A 16,921-nucleotide genomic window follows, 5' to 3' on the forward strand; every position below is an offset into this window, starting at 1 on the left:
TGCGGGCCATGCGGAATCAGAGGCTCACCCGGAAAGTGGATTCGTGCACCCGTTCATCGGGGTGGAGAAATTCCGGTGAGGATTTTTCATTCTGGGGGGGCGACCGGAAAGGTCGGCTCCGATCGGTGTCGGCCGCCGTTCCCCTCTGAACTTCCCCGTGGCGGCGCGGGGCCGGGCGGATCCCGGGATAACTAATCCAGTGGATTGCCGTCCAGGCGGAGGTTCCGGCGCAGGGGGTGAAGCTCGATCGATTCCGGCAGGGCGGTCAGCCGGTTCTCCCGCAGGTCGAGGCTGCGGAGGCCGGTGAGTTCCGTCAGCCACTCGGGCAGGGTGGTCAGCAGGTTGTGGTTCAGATGGAGATAGGCGAGCTCGGCGAGGTTTCTCACCCACCCGGGCACGGCGGTCAGCCGGCTGGAGCTCAGGTCGAGGGAGGTGAGATCGCGGAGGTCGCCCAGCCATTCGGGCAGGGCGGCCAGCTCATTGCCGCCCAGTTGGAGGGTGTGGAGGCCGGTGAGGTCGCCGAGGGACCCGGGGAGGGCGGTCAGCCGGTTCTCCCCCAGGCGGAGGGTGCGGAGGTGGGTGAGGCCGCCCAGGGAGCCGGGCACGGCGGTCAGCCGGTTGGCGTCCAGATCGAGTTCGACGAGGTTCGTGAGGTCACCCAGCGACGCGGGCACGGTGACCAAGCGGTTCCGGCTCAGGCCGAGGTAGGTGAGGTCGCCGAGGTTTCCCAGGAGCTCGGGCAGGGTGGTCAGCCGGTTCTCTCTCAGGTCGAGACGACGGAGGCCGGTGAGCTCCGTCAGCCATTCGGGCAGGGTGGTCAGCCGGTTGCCGTACAGGTTGAGCTCGGTCAGCCCGTGGAGGTCGCCCAACCGCTCGGGCAGGGTGGCCAGTTCGTTGCTCCCCAGGTCGAGGTAGGTGAGATCGGTGAGGTCGCCGAAGGACTCGGGCAGGGCGGTCAGCTCGTTCTGGGACAGCTGGAGCCGGGCGAGGCTGCCGAGGCCGCCGAAGGACTCGGGCAGGGTGGTCAGCCGGTTCTGGCTCAGGTGGAGGTAGGTGAGGTCGCCGAGGTCTCCCAGGGATTCGGGCAGGGTGGTCAGCTGGTTGTGCCACAGAAGGAGCTCGGTGAGGTCGCGGAGGCCGCCGAGGGACTCGGGCAGGGTGGTCAGCCGGTTCTGGACCAGGTTGAGTCCGGTGAGGTCGCCGAGGTCGCCGAGCGATTCGGGCAGGGTGGTCAACCGGTTGTAGCTCGCGTCGAGTCCGGTGAGTCCGGTGAGGCTCCCCAACGACCGGGGGAGGGCGGTCAGCCGGTTGTAGCTGACATCGAGCGTGGTGAGGCCGGTGAGGTTCCCCACCCACCCGGGCAGTTCGGTCAGCCGGTTGGCGCTCAGGTCGAGTTTCGTGAGGCCGGTGAGGTCGCCGAGGGACTCGGGCAGGGCGGCCAGTTCGTTGCCACTCAGATCGAGCTCGGACAGGTGGATGAGGCCGTCGAGCGGATCGGGCAGCGTCTTCAGGCTGAGCCCGGACAGGTCGAGGCGGGTCGCCCCCTCTCGTACGCACCTGTCGATCCGCGCGGCGGCGGTCACCTGACCGCTCTCGGACTCCGCCATGTTCTTCCCCTCGTCGTCGCTTGCGGTTCCGGGCCCTCTGCGCTGTGCGGTCCTGGTACGCGTCTCCGGCGTCTTCTCGCACAGGGGGACCGATGGGGACGGTACTGACCGGCGCTGGGAAACGAGTTGTAGATCATTGGGACGGGCGGACACTCCGTTGTGATCCAGAAATCGGCATGCCACGTGGCGGAGGACCCGCCCCCGCTCGTCGCTCGTCGCCCGCCGGTTGCCGGGCACCGTCCCGGCCTGCCGGGGTGGCCGGTCACCCCTCTGCGGGCAGTGGCTGGACCCCGGTGTACAGGCGGGCGACGACGTCCTCGATGGAGTCCTCCTCGGGGGCGGTGGCGCGCAGTTCGTCGAGGGTGCCGTCGAAGGCGAGGCTGCCGTGGTCGATGAGCATGACCCGGCGGCAGAGTTTCTCGATGTCGCCGAGGTCGTGGGTGGTCAGCAGGACGGTGGTGCCGTGCTCGGCGTTGAGGCGGCGCAGGAAGTCGCGCATGGCGGCCTTGCTGACCACGTCCAGGCCGATGGTCGGCTCGTCCAGCACCAGGACGGCCGGGTCGTGCAGCAGGGCGGCGGTGACGTCGCCCCGCATGCGCTGACCGAGGCTGAGCTGGCGGACCGGGGTGGTCAGGAAGTCGGAGAGGCCGAGCAGGTCTGTCAGCTCGGCCAGCCGACGCCGGAAATCCTTTTGATCTACTTTGTACAGGTGTCGGACCAGTTCGAAACTGTCCCGCAGCGGGAGATCCCACCACAGGGTGGTGCGCTGGCCGAAGACCACCCCGATCCTGCGGGCCAACTCCACGCGGCGGTGTGTCGGGTCGAGCCCGGCCACCCGCAGGTTTCCCGAGGTCGGCGCCAGGATGCCGGTGATCATCTTGATGGTGGTCGACTTGCCCGCGCCGTTGGGGCCCAGGTAGCCGACGAACTCCCCGGCGTGCACGGTGAACGACAAGTCCCGTACGGCGTGCACGGTCTTCGCGGTCCTGCGACGGCCCACGGTGAAGGAGCGGCCGACCCGGTCGAGTTCGATCATTTTTCAGCTCCCCGTCGAGCGGTAGCGGCGGACACCCGTCCGCCAGGCGAGGGCGGCGACGGCGGCGATGGCGACCGCAGCCAGAGGTGAGGCGAACCTGAGCCAGTGGGGCAGGCCGAAAGGGTCCTCGCGATCCAGGACGAACAGCGCGGGCTGCCAGTTCACGAACGCCAGCGGCACCACGAAGGTCACGCCTCGGACGAGTTCGGCACCGTAGACGCTCAGCGGGTACTGCGTCAGAGCGCTGCCACCGTAGGTGAAGGCGTTGGCCACCTCGGGGGCGTCGGTGAGCAGGAACTGCAGGGCACCGCCGAGGGTGAAGATCGAGGTGAAGATGACGATCCCGCACAGGATCATCAACGGGATCATCCAGGCCCTGCTCCAGGGGACGTCGAGCTGGGGCAGGGCGATGGCGAGTACCACGATCGCCTGGGTGACGCGGCCCAGACGTTGCACGCCGAAGCGGTCGACGGCCATCTGGACGAACGCGCCGGCCGGGCGGATCAGCATGGTGTCGAACCCGCCGGTCCTGATCTGCTCACTGAGCCGCGTGACGTTGCCGAAGAGCATGTCGGAGACGGCGAAGGCCAGTTCCGTGGTGCCGTACAGGAACATCACCTCGGCCAGCCCGAACCCGGCGAGCGTCTCGGTGTGCTGGAAGATCAGCAGGATCGCCGTCACGTCCAGGACGTTCACCGCGAGGGAGCCCAGGATCATCATGGCGAACTGCGCGCGGTACTGCGCGGACGCCCGCAGCCACGTCCAGGCCAGCAGCAGGTAGGTCCTCACCACGGGCGACCGCCTCCGGTCCGTCGCGCGGCGGTCGTGTGGTCAGCCACCCTGGATCACGACCTTCCGGCGGGCGGCGCGGGTGGCCAGCGCACCCAGCAGCAGCAGCGCCGCCGCCCAGGCCGCTTGGAAGCCGAGCGCTTCGAGGCCGTCGCGCTTGCCGAGGTAGACGTCGGCGGGCACCTGGACCATCGCGGACCAGGGCAGGGCGTCGGCCAGGACGCCGAACCAGCCGGGGAAGAGGTTCAGCGGCAGGGTGATGCCGCTGAAGAAGAGTGTCAGGATCAGGGAGAGGGCCTGCACGCCCCGGTCGTCGATCACCCAGCAGGCCGACAGCGCCACCAGATAGCGCCAGCCGAAGCTGACGACCACCGCGAGGACGAAACTGGCCGCGAAGAACAGCCAGGCCGCGGGGGTCGGCGGGGTGACGATGCCGAACAGCGCGGCGCCGAGGGCCATCGGCGGCAGGCTGCGCAGCAGGAAGAGGTAGGCGGCCCGGCCAAGGTCGTCGGCCAGGCTCCACATCTGCAGGGACGCCGGGCGGACCAGGTCGACGGCGACGTCGCCGCTGCGGACGCGGCCGGACAGCTCCATGGTGCCGAAGACCTGCATGGGACCGATGCACGCCTGACTGAGGAAGCAGAAGGTCACGGCGTCGACGACGTCGTATCCGGCGAGGCCGGGGCGGGCCTGCCAGAGGGCGATCAGGATGTAGGCGCGCAGGATCCCGAAGACGGTGTTGGTGAACGCTCCGGCGAGGGCGGCGGCACGGTAGGAGGAATGCCGGCGGAAGCCGTACCGGGCGATACGCAGGTAGAGCGGGAAGAAGACTGCCTCCAGAGCCGGTCAGGACAACCCTCCTATATTCCTCGTGGTCCTCCGGCCGGGCAACGAGTTTTCCGGTCACCGGTTCCCGGCCGGTCCGGCCTGGTCGCTCCGGTCTGGTCGGGGTGGTCGGATCCGCTCCGGATCGCTCTGGTCCGGTCCGGGCTGCGGAAGGGGCGGGCGTGACTCCTGGTTTCCGGGGAAGCGGGGGCTGGAGTGTTCGGCCATGACGAAGGAGTGGATGGGGCGGTGAGGTACGTATCTGTCATTCTCCCGACACATCCCCTCGCCGATAGAAGGATGTTCTGCGGGGAATGCTCCCCGGTGGAGGTGCGCATGCACGACGAGCTCGACATCGACGTCTGTCCCGCCTACCCCTTCAGCTGGCAGGCGGCGGCCCTCAGCATGATCATGCACAGCACCTTCAAACCGATCTCCGGCCTGCTGCTCCGGACCGGTGCCGGGATCGCCGCGGCCTCCCGGATCGCCACACTGGCCGCGCGGGTCCCGCTTCCCCTGCCCGTCCACGTGACCGTGACGCCGGACGGTGACGGACCCTGCCCCAGTGAGTGGGTCCGCGCGGGGGAGGACCTCGACGAGGACAAGGTGCTGCTGTACTTCCACGGCGGCGCCTACTTCGCCTGCTCCCCGGCGACCCACCGGCCGATCACCTGGCGGCTGTCCGCCGCGGCCGGGCGGCCGGTGCTGGCCGTCGACTACCGTCAGGGCCCGGTGCACACGCTGGCCGAGTCGCTGCACGACGCGATCGCCGCCTACGAGGGCCTGTTGGAATGCGGCTACGACCCGGCCGACATCATCGTCGCCGGCGACTCCGCGGGCGGGCATCTCACCCTGGCGACTCTCCTGGCGCTCCGCGACCGCGGTGTGCCGCTGCCCGCCGCCGCGGTGTGCCTGTCGCCGTGGGCCGACCTCACCGGCACGCCTCGCCGGGTCAACCGCCTGCTGGACCCGATGATCCCGGCCGGTCGCGTCGACTGGCTCGCCCGCCGCTGGACGGCCGGGCTCGACCCCCACGACCCGCTGATCTCGCCGGTGCTCGGCGACTACACCGGCCTGCCGCCGCTGATGGTCGTCACCGGCTCCACCGAGGTCCTCCGGGACGAGGGCCGCCGGGTCGCCGAGCAGGCACGGTCCGCCGGGGTGCCGGTCACGTATGAGGAGTGGCCCCGGATGCCGCACGTCTTCGCGATCCTGGCGGACGTCGTCCCCGAGGCCCGCCGGGTCTACCCGCACATCGCCCGGTTCCTGGCCGCGGCGCAGAACCTGCCGGTCCGTGAGGTGCCGGCCCACGGGACGTCCGCCGCGGCGGCCGGGCAGGAAGCGGGTCTCGCGCGGCCGGGCTCCGCGGCGGCCTGAGCCGCCCCGCCCTCCCGGCTGGTTCCGCTTGCGCGGCTGTTCTTTTCCTCTCCGTCATCCCCGGTCGTCGTCCCCCTCCTGTGGCCGTCCCCTCCGCCCGGCTGCTTCCTCCACTCCGGTCGCAGCCGTCTCTGGGACCTCACCGGGTCCGTGTCGCATCACCCATGCCTTACCTGGAGGCATCATTCGCCTTACCCGCGATATCTCTTGGCGCAGGTGAGGGGTGAAATCCCCGCGAACCGGTCACAGTGTGCTTGCCGCGGCTCGCACACGAGAGGTCCGACGACATGGCGCCTGGGGGAACCGGTTCCGGGAACGGCATGCCGCCCGGGGTGCGACCGCTGACCGCGGGCGACCCGGCCGCCATCGGAGGCCGTCCGCTGCTCGGCCGCCTCGGTGCCGGCGGCATGGGTGTGGTCTACCTGGCCGGGCATCCGCGGGGCGGGGTGGCGGCGCTCAAGACGCTCCACCCGGAGCATCTCCACGACGCCGTGCTTCGTGCCCGTTTCGCGGAGGAGGTGGAGTTCTCCCGGCGGGTGGTCCCGTTCTGCACGGCCGCGGTGGTGGAGGACGGCGTCGACGGCGACCGCCCCTATCTCGTCTCGGAGTATGTTCCCGGGCCCGCGTTGTCGCGGGTGGTCGCCGCCTGGGGCCCGCTCCCCGCGGACCTGACCTACGGGGTCGCCCTCGGGATGGCCGCCGCACTGGTGGCGGTGCACGAGGCGGGGCTGGTCCACCGCGACCTCAAGCCGGGCAACGTGCTGCTGTCGGACACCGGTCCCCGGCTGATCGACCTCGGTATCGCCAGGGACGTCACCGGCGTGGACGCGCACACGCGGGCCGGTCAGGTGATGGGCAGTCCCGGCTGGGTCTCGCCGGAGCGCCTCACCGGCGGGCTCGCACTGCCCGCCTCGGACGTCTTCGCCTGGGGCTGCGTGGTCGCGTACGCGGCGACCGGCCGCCATCCGTTCGGCGGTGGCGGGCATGACGAGCTGAGCCGGAGGATCCTGCTGGAGCAGCCGTGCCTGGCCTCGGTGCCCGCGCCGCTGCGTCCGGCGGTCGAGGCGTCCGTGGCCAAGAACCCGGCCGACCGGCCCCGGGCCGCCGACCTGCTCGGCGCGCTGCTGGCCGTGGGCGGCGCGGGTGCCCCGCGGGACCGGCGTGAGGCGGTCGCCGGCGCGCTGGCGCGGATCTGGGTGCCGGTGCCGCATCCGCCGCGGCCCGGACGGCACCGGCTCGTGCCCGGCGGGCCTGCGTAGGTGGACGCAGGGGGCACGGGGGGCACGGACGGCCAGCCTTCGGCAATGAACGCCGTTTTTAACCGTTTCGCCAGGATTTTTTGGCGCATCGGTTGAGTGAGCGCCGCGAATCGACGCGGAGGGGGATATCGATGGGCGAGCCTGTGCCCGGGGCGGTGGAGCTGAGCGACGTCAGCGTCCGGGTGGTGGGCCGGACCCCGCTGGGCGATATCGACTGGCGGGTGGGGTACGGCGAGCACTGGGTGGTGCTCGGCCCGAACGGGGCCGGGAAGCCCGATGCTGGATTGTGACACTTCTGGGTCTCTGCCATGCGGGCACCCGCACATCTTTCCCCTGGCCTGCTCATCCCGTCTGCCGTCGTCCCGCCCGTAGGGGTGGCGGGTCGGTGCCAGGGCGCCGAAGTGGAGCGCCCTACCGGACGACCGACTTTGGTGCCCTGGTGCCGGTCTGCTACGGCTTGTTCCGGGACGACGGCAGACGGGATGAGCAGGCCCTACCTCAGCCACCATCAAACCTGCGCGCTGCACACTTTGCCCTACCCCGGAGCCGGAATGCCCCCGCCGGAGGCGTCTTCTCTAACCGAGTCTTCCCGCAGTAATGATCAAGACGGATGGTCACTCTTGCGTAGCGTTCATCTCGATCTCTATAAGAACAATTCGGCAATGCGCTGCGGTCGCCATTGCGTCAAGCATCAAACGAGATCGGACACTTGGCTGCGTCCGCGCGTCAGCGTTCGGGCTTGCATGCTTGGACGATCGCCGAGTGCAAGCCGCCGGTTGCGGCATGAGTGCGTGTGACCTGGTATTCGCCGACAGTGCTGACTACACCGTGATCATGCGGGCCGATCATTGACCGTGGAGCAAGTCACGTTCGCGCTCTCACGCTTGCCGTTCTGGTTCTTGAGCACCCATATTCCCTTTTCATTGAAGCGGATCCATGCCTCGCCATCGTTAAGTCCCCGTATCCAGCCGGCGGACACACCACCGAATATCCGCACCCCCTTGTCCTTTTCCAGGAACTTGATGTACCCCTTACCTTCGCCTGCCCCCTGGACCTGGTTGGTGATCACGCTGTTCACGTCGGCCTTGTCAGCAAACACGATTCCCCAGTCCTGTCCGGCCCCCTTGCGCACGTTCAGGCCTTCCTTGGGGAAGCTGATCCATCCGTCGTCGGTGCTTCTGCCTTGTACCCATTCGGTGTTGATGCCGTTGAGGTCGGCTTTGTCGGCGTGCACGGTTCCCCATGCTCCGCTTCCTTGGCGGATGTTCAGCCCGTCCTTGGGGAAGGTGATCTTTCCGTCGTCGGTGCTTCTGCCTTGTACCCATTCGGTGTTGATGCCGTTGAGGTCGGCTTTGTCGGCGTGCACGGTTCCCCATGCTCCGCTTCCTTGGCGGATGTTCAGCCCGTCCTTGGGGAAGGTGATCTTTCCGTCGTCGGTGCTTCTGCCCTGCACCCATTCGGTGTTCACACCATTGAGATCAGCCCTGTCGGCCGTCACAGCCCCCTGCCCGCCGGAGTCGTTGGAGATCTCCACCCCTGCGCCGGTGAAGGTGACGCGCCCCTTGTTCGCCGTCCCCTGGACCCAGGGGGTGTCGATGCCAGTCGTGGCGGTGAGTGTTTCCAGGACGGGATAGCGCACCTGAACGGTCGTGGTGAGGAAGTGCTGCTTCTGGGTGCTGGGGTCGGTGGCGACCAAGATGTAGGTGGTGGCCCGCTTCGGGGCGTCGGCCGGCGACCAGGTACGCGTGCCCGGGGTGATGGCCGCCTGCCCGCCGGGGAACCGGATCTCATAGGTGAAGTCGGCGGAGCCCTCCCAGCTCAGCGTGAGGTCTTCTCCGGCGTCCACCATCGCCTTGTCCGGGCGGAAGTCGCGCGGCGCGGGAATCTCCTTGGGAGCGGTCTTCACCAGCGCCACTGATGTGTAGCGGGTGTGCTCCCCGTCATCGTCTTCGGTCTTCTCCCTCACCGTCAGCACGGTCGGCCCGGCGGTGGATGCGACGGTGAAGTTCTCCAGCGTCAGCACCATGTAGTCGCCGAATCTGAAAGAGGCTGTGCCACCGGTCTGGGGAGTGACTTTAAAGACGTTGGTTCCCTGCTGCCGCTCGATATTCACTTCCCGGGTTCTCTCCTGGGCTCCCCACTGGTTCTCGGTGTACGTGCCCTTCATCTCCGGGATGTTCGGGGTGAGGTCGCCGGCGCCGTCGCCGACGGGTACCTTCACCTCGATCGTGGACCAGTCTGTCCTCCTTGCGGTGTTGGTGACGACCAGGTGCACCGTTCCTATGGACTTGGACTGCCTCCCGGCCGCTGACGCCTCCAGGGGCGCTGGGTCAGTGAGGATGGTGTAGGTCAGCGCGGTCACGGTCGCGACTCCTCCTTTGAGGACGGTGCAGGCTGTTGGCCTGCCAGTACGAGAGGACTGGGCCGGGGAAGGACAGGTGGCGACATGGGGGGACGCGTCCGGGCCCCGCCGCCTGCGGATGCGCCGCAGAAGATCACTCCTAGATCCAAACGCCAGTTTTGGAGCGTGACAAGAGCATTCAAGGAGGTGGTGGCAGCAGTGCAGATCAGAGGCTTTACGGATACCCTTATATTGCGTTTCAGTCGCTTTGAATATCTATAGGCCGGTTTGTGGGCGGTCCTTATTTCCGATTAAGGATGTGCCTAGTAAATGCTTAATTTGAGAGGCTTTGCGGAGCTTTCGGCCGTTGGTCGGGTACAAGTTATCCGGAACGGCGAAAGGGGTCATTGTTGATTTTGCAGGGTCCGATCCCTGTTTCTCATCATCTGGTGTTACCCCACGACTGCTATGTCGTGGGTGAAGTATCCCAAGTCCTCGATTTCGAGGCGAGTATCAAGGAAAGCCGGTTTCGGCTCGCGACAAGGCGACAGGCGAGTTGATGTGGGCGGTCCCCGTGATGGACGGTGACCCTTCCCTCGTAGCCGCCACGAAGTCGATCACCGTTAAGGTGATCTCTCCTGTTGAGACGAGCCGTTCGCCGGGCTCGACCTGCCCGCCCGGGAGGATCTGATCAGCGCGGTGGAGGGTCTCGCGGAGAGCCGCCCGGCGCTGACCAAGATCACCGTGACCCACCACCTGGAGGAGGTCCCGGCCATCACGACCCACGCTCTGCTGATGCGCGACGCGCGGATCCAGGCGGGCGGCCCGGTGGCGGAGATCCTCACCGCGGAGAACCTGTCGGAGTGCTTCGGGCGCCCGCTGCGCGTCGACCACCTCGACGGCCGCTGGTCCGCGCGGGCGCTGCGGGTCTGACGCCTCGACGGCCGCTGGTCCGCGCGGGCGCTGCGGGTCTGACGCCTCGACGGCCGCTGGTCCGCGCGGGCGCTGTGGGCCTGACGCCTCCGCGATGTCCGGCGGGGGCCGCCGAGCGCACCGGCCCGCGGGGAGAGCGTCCTCGTGGGCCGGGGCCGGTCCTTTCCGTGCCCGCGCCGGTGTCGATCCAGGTGGCTGGCCCGGTTGGACAGGTTCGCGGTCCTTTCCGTGCCCGCGCCGGGGTCAGTCCTTCTTGCGCTGGCGGATGAGCCCCATGAACCCGGGGCTGGGCTTGAACTTGGCGGTCCAGGTCTCGGCGATCTCCAGCGGCTCTCCGGTCTGCGGGTTCCGTCCGGTCCGGGCCGGCTTGTGCACGATCTCGAAGGAGCCGAAGCCGGGGATCGCGACCTTCTCCTCGGCCGCCACGGCCGTCTGGATGGTTCCCAGGATCGCGTCGAGAGCCGCGGCGGTCTGCCGCCGGGTGAGTCCAGCCTCGGCGGCGGCCTTCTCGACCAGCTCGCGCTTGTTCATCGAATTCCTCCAGGATGGAGACCCCGGGCCCGGGCCCGGGGAGAAGACGCGTAACGGCGACGCACCGTCCCTGGTACGGTACCGACTGCCTGACGGGGAGGATCAACGGCGTCGCGACCGGGGGAGGACCGTGCGGTGGCCCGCTCCGCCGGCCGTCTGTCCGGGCGCGCGGGTCTCATGATCTCTTCGCGGGGGCGGTGAGCCGGGTGAGCCACCGCCGGGTGTCGCAGGCGGCGGGGTGATCGGCGCCCTGCGCGTGGATCTGTGTCCGGAGGATCCGGTGAAGGCGTCGCCGCAGGCGGTGGCGTGCGACAGGGCCGGGCTCGGGGTGGGCCGTGAGGCGGGCCAGCGCGAGGTATTTCGCCGTCTCCAGGGTGTCGGGATGTCGGCGTCCCTGCAGCCGCCGCCGTTCGGTGAGCACCGGACGCAGAATTTCCAGGGCCTGTGCCCCGTCTCCGTCCAGGACGAGCATCTTGCCCAGGCTGTGCCTGGTGTCCAGGGTGTCGCCGTGGCTGAAGCCCAGCTCGCTCGACCGGTCCGCGATGACCTCGCGATATCCCTCCGCCGCTCGGTGCCTCCTGCCCAGTTCGCTCTGCACCCAGTGGCGTTTGCACTGGATGTGCCTGAGCAGGGACAGGTCGGGGTCGGGCAGGCGTGCGATGCGGGCTTCGAGGGCCCGCAGTCCCGCTTCGGCCTCCTCGTGCCGTCCCGCCTGCGCCGCGGCCCAGCACAGGAGTTGCAGGGTGGGGAAGGTGCGCGGGTCGTCGCGGCCGAAGAGGGCGGTCTCGTCCCGGTGCAGCTCACGCAGCAGCCCCTCGGCCTGCGGATGGCCGAGCTGGAGCCGCGCGTGGGCGTGTGAACGGCGTACGCCCAGCATGGCCGGATGATCGGAGGCCAGCCGCCCGGCCACCGGGTGTCGCCCGCCGGCGAGGGGGGCGGCGAGGGTCACGGCCAGTCGCTCGGCCCGGTCGTTGACGAGGGCCTCGCAGGCGATCGCGACGGCGGAGGCGAGGCGCGCCAGGGTGTCGTCGTCGAAGTCGTCCGCCGGAAGACGGCACAGCTCGCCCAGTCGCGCGGTCAGCGCGTCGAACTGTCTGCGGCGGCGCCGGGACAGCTGGCGGATGTCCTCGAACCCCCGCATGCCGACAGGATCGCAGGCGTACAGCTCCTGCGCGGTCCGTACGCCGCCCCGCCGCAGGAGCATGGACAACGCCCACCTGTTGGCGGCGACCAGCCGGGTGATCGGCCCCGCTCCGGTCTCCCCGCTGAGCTGGAACTCCAGGTCCGGCAGCCACTGCTTCTCGTAGACCTCAGCGTGCAACTCCTCCGGCAGCCGGCGGGCGGCGAGCCGCAGGATCGCGAAGGGCAGCCTTTCCAGGCGCGCCCGGATCTCCTCGCTGACCAGGTCCTGCAGGGCGGCGAGGACGAGCAGGCCGAGGAAGGCGACGACGACGCCGCCCGTCATCAGCACCTGGCTCATCGCAGCCCCTTCTCGGGACGCAGGGTACGCAGCCCGGGCGGCGGTCGCAGCCGCTCACTGAGCTTTGCGAGCTCCAGCCGGGCGACGCGCACACCCTCGGTGGTCAGCCGGTATCCGCGACGGGCCGGGCGGCCCGCCACCGCCGGGTCGATGTCCTCCTCCGTCACGGTCAGCCACCCGGCGCCCTGCAACCGGGCCAGCAGCGGATAGATCTTCCCGCTGGGGAAGCCGGTCTCCTTCATGAGGTCGTAGCCGTAGCGGTCCCTGCCGGGGTCGTCGAGGAAGGCCCCGAGGATCGTCGCCACCGCGAGGGTGATCTGTGGAGGCATGAGTAAAACTTTTACATAGGGAGGAGACGGGTGCAAGGGCTCGTCCGCCCCGGATTCCCCGATGCTCACCGCCCGCCCAGGGTCTCGGGTGGGGGTCTCGGGTGGGGGTCTCGGGTGGGGGTCTCGGGTGGGGGTCTCGGGTGGGGGTCTCGGGTGGGGGTCTCGGGTGGGCGCCCGCGGTCTTCGACCGGCGGGCGCCCCCCTCAGCGGTCGGGCTGGGCGGCCAGCCGTTCCGCCTCGGTGTGAAGGGCCTCGACGAGGATGAGCTCCAGGAGGAGATCGTCGTCGATGAGGCCGAACAGAACTTCCATCGGGCCTCCCGAGTACTCGGACGCCCCACCCGCCGCACGCGTTGACACGGGGTCGCGAACAAGCTGGATCCGTGATCGAACCTTGATCGTCTCTGGAGAGGGTGGGGTGCCGCCCCGGGCTGTTCCGCGGAGCGGGGGGCCGCCCGGGTCCTCCGTTCCTCCGCCGGCTCTCGACCCGGTTCTTCCGCCGGCTCTCGGCTTGGCTCTTCCGCCGGCCCTCGGCCCGGCCCGGTGCGCGGGCGCCGTCAGGCCGGGACCAGTTCGGCCAGGTCGACGTGTTCGCCCACCTCGCGCACGTCCGTGCAGTAGGCGACCAGGAAGCGCAGGCCGCCGACGCGGCGGGTGATCCGCAGGCACAGCAGGTCGGCCATCACGACCGCCTCGACCTCGATGCCCTCAGGGCCTCTCCAGATACCCATGAGCAGAGGCTACGAAGAGCCGGGTAAGAGCGGGGTAACTAAACGGGCATATCGTGATGCATGGTGAGTGTCCCCTGCTTTACCCCAGGTTTCCGGCTTTCCACCAGGCCCAGGATGATTAACCACGTCGCCACGGGTAACAGGACGCAGGGATTCCAGTCACCAGGGAGAAACGAACATGGCATTGCCCAAGCTCACCCCCGAACAGCGTCAGGCCGCTCTGGCGAAGGCCGCCGAGATCCGTACGGCCCGCGCCAAGCTCCTCTCCGAGGTCAAGGCCGGTGCGCTCAGCCTGGAGCAACTGCTCGACCGTGACGACGACGTCGCCAAGCGCATCAAGGTGTCGCAGGCCCTGCGGGCCCTGCCCGGGATCGGCACCGTCAAGGCCGCCCAGCTGATGGCGCAGGCGGACGTGGACGAGGCGCGCCGTCTGGGCGGGCTCGGCGCGCAGCAGCGTCGCAAGCTCATCGAGGCCGTCGGCAGCTGAGGCCCGGCGGACGGGCGAGGCCCCGCCTCATGGATCCGGGGGAGATCCACGTGGCGGGGCCTCTGGCGACGACCTGGCCGTCGAGCCCGTCCGGAGAAGCCGTCCCATGCCCTGGACGCCCTCCGGGCGAGCCCGGTCCGGAGAGTCAGTGAGCCTCTGCGAACTGCTCCTCCTCCGTCGACCCCTTCAGGGCCGTGGTGGAGGAGTCCGGCGCGACGGCCGTGCTGACCAGGTCGAAGTATCCGGTGCCGACCTCGCGCTGGTGGCGGGTGGCGGTGTAGCCGCGCGACTCGGCGGCGAACTCGGCCTCCTGCAGTTCCACGTAGGAGGTCATGCCGTCCTCGGCGTACCCCTTGGCCAGGTTGAACATCGAGTAGTTCAGCGAGTGGAAGCCCGCCAGGGTGATGAACTGGAACTTGTACCCCATGTGCCCGAGCTCGCGCTGGAACTTGGCGATGGTGGAGTCGTCCAGGTGCTTCTTCCAGTTGAACGAGGGCGAGCAGTTGTAGGCCAGCATCTGGTCGGGGTGCTCGGCCTTGACGGCCTCGGCGAACTCGCGGGCCACGTCCAGGTCCGGGGTCGAGGTCTCCATCCACAGCAGGTCGGAGTAGGGGGCGTAGGCGAGGCCGCGGGCGATGCAGGCGTCCACCCCGTTGCGCACCCGGTAGAAGCCCTCGGCGGTGCGCTCGCCGGTGGTGAACGCCCGGTCGCGGGGGTCGACGTCGGTGGTCAGGAGCGTCGCGGCCTGGGCGTCGGTCCGCGCGATGATCAGGGACGGCACGTCCAGCACGTCCGCCGCCAGGCGGGCGGCGTTCAGCGTCTTGATGTGCTGGCCGGTCGGGATCAGCACCTTGCCGCCCAGGTGGCCGCACTTCTTCTCTGAGGCGAGCTGGTCCTCCCAGTGCACTCCGGCGGCACCCGCGGCGATCATGCCCTTCATCAGCTCGAAGGCGTTCAGCACGCCGCCGAAGCCGGCCTCGGCGTCGGCCACGATGGGGGCGAGCCAGTGGGGTGCGTCCTCGTCCCCCTCCGACCAGGTGATCTGGTCGGCGCGCAGCAACGCGTTGTTGATGCGGCGCACCACGGCCGGGACCGAGTTGGCCGGGTAGAGGCTCTGGTCGGGGTAGGTCTGCCCGCCGAGGTTGGCGTCGGCGGCCACCTGCCAGCCGGACAGGTAGATCGCCTTCAGCCCCGCCTTGACCTGCTGCACCGCCTGGTTGCCGGTCAGCGCGCCGAGGGCGTGCACGTAGTCCTCGGTGTTCAGCAGGCCCCACAGCCGCTCGGCGCCGAGCCGGGCGAGAGTGTGCTCCTCCTGGACGGAGCCTCGCAGTCGAACCACGTCCTCAGCCGTGTAGGTCCGCTCGATGTCCTTCCAGCGGGGGTTGGTGTCCCACTCGCGCCGCAGCTCGTCTGCGGCTCCCTTGAGGCGATCATTCATTGTTCACTCCTTTTCGTCCCCTGGGTGCCTTGCTCCGAGTGTCCGCTCCGACGAAAGCGGCAAACAAGACCAATTTTCACGAAAGAATCAAGTTTTTTCTCTATCGGCGAATACTGTCCGGTATTCAACTGAGAAGAACTTCTGAGTTTTCGCTATGGACTAGACCAATCCGGAGGCGGTCCCTGGCGGAGGGGAGCGGACGGTGAAATTTCAGCAGAAATTTCGTCTAGCATCGTGGTATGGCATCGTTGGTCGGTGAAGAACCGCTGTCCTTGACGCAGGAGCTCGACCTCATCGCGTTCGGCCAGCGACTGAGGCATCTGCGCAAGCAACGCGGTCTGACGCTCTCCGACCTGGGTGAGCGGGTCGGCCGGGCGCCCAGCCAGCTCTCCCTGCTGGAGAACGGCAAGCGCGAGCCGAAACTGTCGCTGCTGAAGTCGCTGGCCGCCGCGCTCAACGTGCCGGTCGAGGAACTGCTGCGCCGCCAGGCCCCCAGCCGGCGGGCCCAGCTGGAGATGGCCCTGGAGGAGGCGCAGCGCGATCCGCTGTACGCCGGGCTCGGCCTGGCCAGGCTGAAGGTCTCCGCGCGCGTCCCCAACGACGTGCTGGAGCACATCCTGGGTCTCTACGGCGAGCTGCGCGCGCGCCAGGCCAAGGGGACCGCCACCCCCGAGGAGGCACGCGTCGCCAACGCCGAACTCCGCCGCAAGCAACGCGAGCAGGGCAACTACTTCGCCGAGATCGAACAGGCCGCGGCCAAGGCGCTCGCCGCGGTCGGCTACCGCGCCGGCGCGCTGTCGCAGAGCACCGTCCAGGCGCTGGTCAGCCACTTCGGCTACACCGTGCAGACGGTCCCGGACCTGCCGCGCACCGTCCGCTCCATCACCGACCTACGCAACCGGCGTATCTACGTCAAGCACGAGCAGGTCGGCATGCACACCCCGCGCACGATCCTGCTGCAGACGCTCGGCCACCTCGCCCTCGGTCACCACAAGCCCCGTGACTTCGCCGACTTCCTGCGCCAGCGCACCGAGGCCAACTACTTCGCCGCCGCCATCCTCGTGCCCGAGACCACCGCGGTGCCGTACCTGCGCGAGGCCAAACAGGACCGGGCGCTCAGCGTGGAGGACCTGCGCGACGTGTTCGCCGTCTCCTACGAGATGGCCGCGCACCGCTTCACCAACCTGGCGACCCACTTCCTTGACCTGACCTGCCACTTCGTCCGCAACGACGCCGGCGGCATCATCTACAAGGCGTACGAGAACGACGGCATCGTCTTCCCCGCCGACGAGCAGGGGGCGATCGAGGGACAGCGCATGTGCCTGCAGTGGTCCGGGCGTCAGGTCTTCCTGTCGCCCGACCGGTTCTCCGTCTACTACCAGTACTCCGACTCGCCCACCGACACCTACTTCTGCGTCGCCCACGTCGACCCGTCGCGGGAACGCGACTTCGCCATCACGCTCGGCGTCCCGTACCGGGAGTCGCGCTGGTTCCGGGGACGCGAGACGACGAACCGCACCAGATCGGCCTGCCCGACCGGTGACTGCTGTCGCCGCCCACCCGTCGAGCTGGCCCAGCGCTGGGAGGGCTACGCCTGGCCGTCGGCCTGGGGAAACTCGCACGTCGTCGCCGCGCTGCCGCCCGGGTCCTTCCCCGGGGTGGACGAGGCCGACGTCTACTCGTTCCTGGAACGCCACTCCGGGAGCTGACCCGCCCGCCTCACCGGACCCCCTACTGCGCCGGACCCCGCCGCCGGACC

General features: G+C 69.1%; 16 protein-coding genes. 6 read left to right on the forward strand and 10 right to left on the reverse strand.

Annotation, left to right across the window (positions count from 1 at the left end):
- Positions 1 to 191 precede the first annotated feature (191 nt).
- The 4 genes from F4562_RS29975 to F4562_RS29990 form a co-directional block, all read right to left on the reverse strand.
- On the reverse strand, positions 192 to 1,607 hold the full coding sequence (locus F4562_RS29975) for a leucine-rich repeat domain-containing protein (protein WP_184539847.1): 1,416 nt from the start codon (positions 1,605 to 1,607) through the stop codon (positions 192 to 194).
- 262 nt (positions 1,608 to 1,869) lie between these two features.
- Positions 1,870 to 2,643 carry an ABC transporter ATP-binding protein gene (locus tag F4562_RS29980; RefSeq protein WP_184539849.1) on the reverse strand — a complete coding sequence of 258 codons (774 nt, stop codon included), beginning with the start codon at positions 2,641 to 2,643 and terminating at the stop codon, positions 1,870 to 1,872.
- 3 nt (positions 2,644 to 2,646) lie between these two features.
- Positions 2,647 to 3,435: an ABC transporter permease gene (locus F4562_RS29985; protein ID WP_184539851.1), complete on the reverse strand. Its 789-nt coding sequence runs from the start codon at positions 3,433 to 3,435 to the stop codon at positions 2,647 to 2,649.
- Between the two features lie 39 nt (positions 3,436 to 3,474).
- Positions 3,475 to 4,245 (reverse strand): ABC transporter permease, encoded by a 771-nt coding sequence (locus tag F4562_RS29990; RefSeq protein ID WP_184540737.1) that lies wholly within the window; start codon positions 4,243 to 4,245, stop codon positions 3,475 to 3,477.
- 348 nt (positions 4,246 to 4,593) lie between these two features.
- Between F4562_RS29990 and F4562_RS29995 the strand changes: the two genes are divergently transcribed.
- The 3 genes from F4562_RS29995 to F4562_RS30005 all read left to right on the forward strand — a co-directional run bounded on the left by F4562_RS29995 (position 4,594) and on the right by F4562_RS30005 (position 7,183).
- Positions 4,594 to 5,634 carry an alpha/beta hydrolase gene (locus F4562_RS29995; RefSeq protein WP_184539853.1) on the forward strand — a complete coding sequence of 347 codons (1,041 nt, stop codon included), beginning with the start codon at positions 4,594 to 4,596 and terminating at the stop codon, positions 5,632 to 5,634.
- A 287-nt stretch (positions 5,635 to 5,921) separates the two neighbouring features.
- A complete protein-coding gene (locus tag F4562_RS30000; protein ID WP_184539855.1) occupies positions 5,922 to 6,893 on the forward strand; it encodes a serine/threonine-protein kinase in 972 nt (323 codons plus the stop codon).
- 131 nt (positions 6,894 to 7,024) lie between these two features.
- Complete coding sequence (locus F4562_RS30005) at positions 7,025 to 7,183, forward strand: hypothetical protein (RefSeq protein WP_221206539.1); 159 nt, start codon at positions 7,025 to 7,027, stop codon at positions 7,181 to 7,183.
- A 542-nt stretch (positions 7,184 to 7,725) separates the two neighbouring features.
- Here the strand turns inward: F4562_RS30005 and F4562_RS30010 are convergent.
- Entirely contained in the window at positions 7,726 to 9,255 is a 1,530-nt protein-coding gene (locus F4562_RS30010) for a hypothetical protein (RefSeq protein ID WP_184539857.1), read from the reverse strand.
- Between the two features lie 678 nt (positions 9,256 to 9,933).
- Here F4562_RS30010 and F4562_RS30015 point away from each other — a divergent pair.
- The gene (locus F4562_RS30015; protein WP_246473603.1) at positions 9,934 to 10,167 is read left to right on the forward strand and encodes an ATP-binding cassette domain-containing protein; all 234 of its coding nucleotides are present in this window, start codon (positions 9,934 to 9,936) and stop codon (positions 10,165 to 10,167) included.
- 243 nt (positions 10,168 to 10,410) lie between these two features.
- Here F4562_RS30015 and F4562_RS30020 read toward each other — a convergent pair whose 3' ends face one another.
- The 4 genes from F4562_RS30020 to F4562_RS30035 form a co-directional block, all read right to left on the reverse strand.
- Positions 10,411 to 10,698, reverse strand: a complete 288-nt coding sequence (locus F4562_RS30020; protein WP_184539859.1) for an HU family DNA-binding protein — start codon at positions 10,696 to 10,698, stop codon at positions 10,411 to 10,413.
- Positions 10,699 to 10,873: 175 nt separating this feature from the next.
- Positions 10,874 to 12,178: a tetratricopeptide repeat-containing protein gene (locus tag F4562_RS30025; protein WP_184539861.1), complete on the reverse strand. Its 1,305-nt coding sequence runs from the start codon at positions 12,176 to 12,178 to the stop codon at positions 10,874 to 10,876.
- The gene (locus F4562_RS30030) at positions 12,175 to 12,507 is read right to left on the reverse strand and encodes a PadR family transcriptional regulator (protein WP_184539863.1); all 333 of its coding nucleotides are present in this window, start codon (positions 12,505 to 12,507) and stop codon (positions 12,175 to 12,177) included. The genes F4562_RS30025 and F4562_RS30030 overlap by 4 nt, the downstream gene beginning before the upstream one ends.
- 556 nt (positions 12,508 to 13,063) lie before the next feature.
- Complete coding sequence (locus F4562_RS30035) at positions 13,064 to 13,237, reverse strand: hypothetical protein (RefSeq protein ID WP_184539865.1); 174 nt, start codon at positions 13,235 to 13,237, stop codon at positions 13,064 to 13,066.
- A 178-nt stretch (positions 13,238 to 13,415) separates the two neighbouring features.
- Between F4562_RS30035 and mihF the strand changes: the two genes are divergently transcribed.
- Positions 13,416 to 13,724, forward strand: coding sequence for an integration host factor, actinobacterial type (mihF, locus tag F4562_RS30040; RefSeq protein ID WP_184539867.1), 309 nt, complete (start codon positions 13,416 to 13,418; stop codon positions 13,722 to 13,724).
- Positions 13,725 to 13,869: 145 nt separating this feature from the next.
- Here mihF and aceA read toward each other — a convergent pair whose 3' ends face one another.
- Entirely contained in the window at positions 13,870 to 15,162 is a 1,293-nt protein-coding gene (aceA, locus tag F4562_RS30045) for an isocitrate lyase (RefSeq protein ID WP_184539869.1), read from the reverse strand.
- Between the two features lie 239 nt (positions 15,163 to 15,401).
- On the opposite strand from aceA, the gene F4562_RS30050 reads away from it, so the two are divergent.
- Positions 15,402 to 16,871: a helix-turn-helix transcriptional regulator gene (locus F4562_RS30050; RefSeq protein WP_246473604.1), complete on the forward strand. Its 1,470-nt coding sequence runs from the start codon at positions 15,402 to 15,404 to the stop codon at positions 16,869 to 16,871.
- Positions 16,872 to 16,921 lie beyond the last annotated feature (50 nt).

Origin of the sequence: Streptosporangium becharense (genome assembly GCF_014204985.1) — a bacterium.
GTDB lineage: Bacteria > Actinomycetota > Actinomycetes > Streptosporangiales > Streptosporangiaceae > Streptosporangium > Streptosporangium becharense.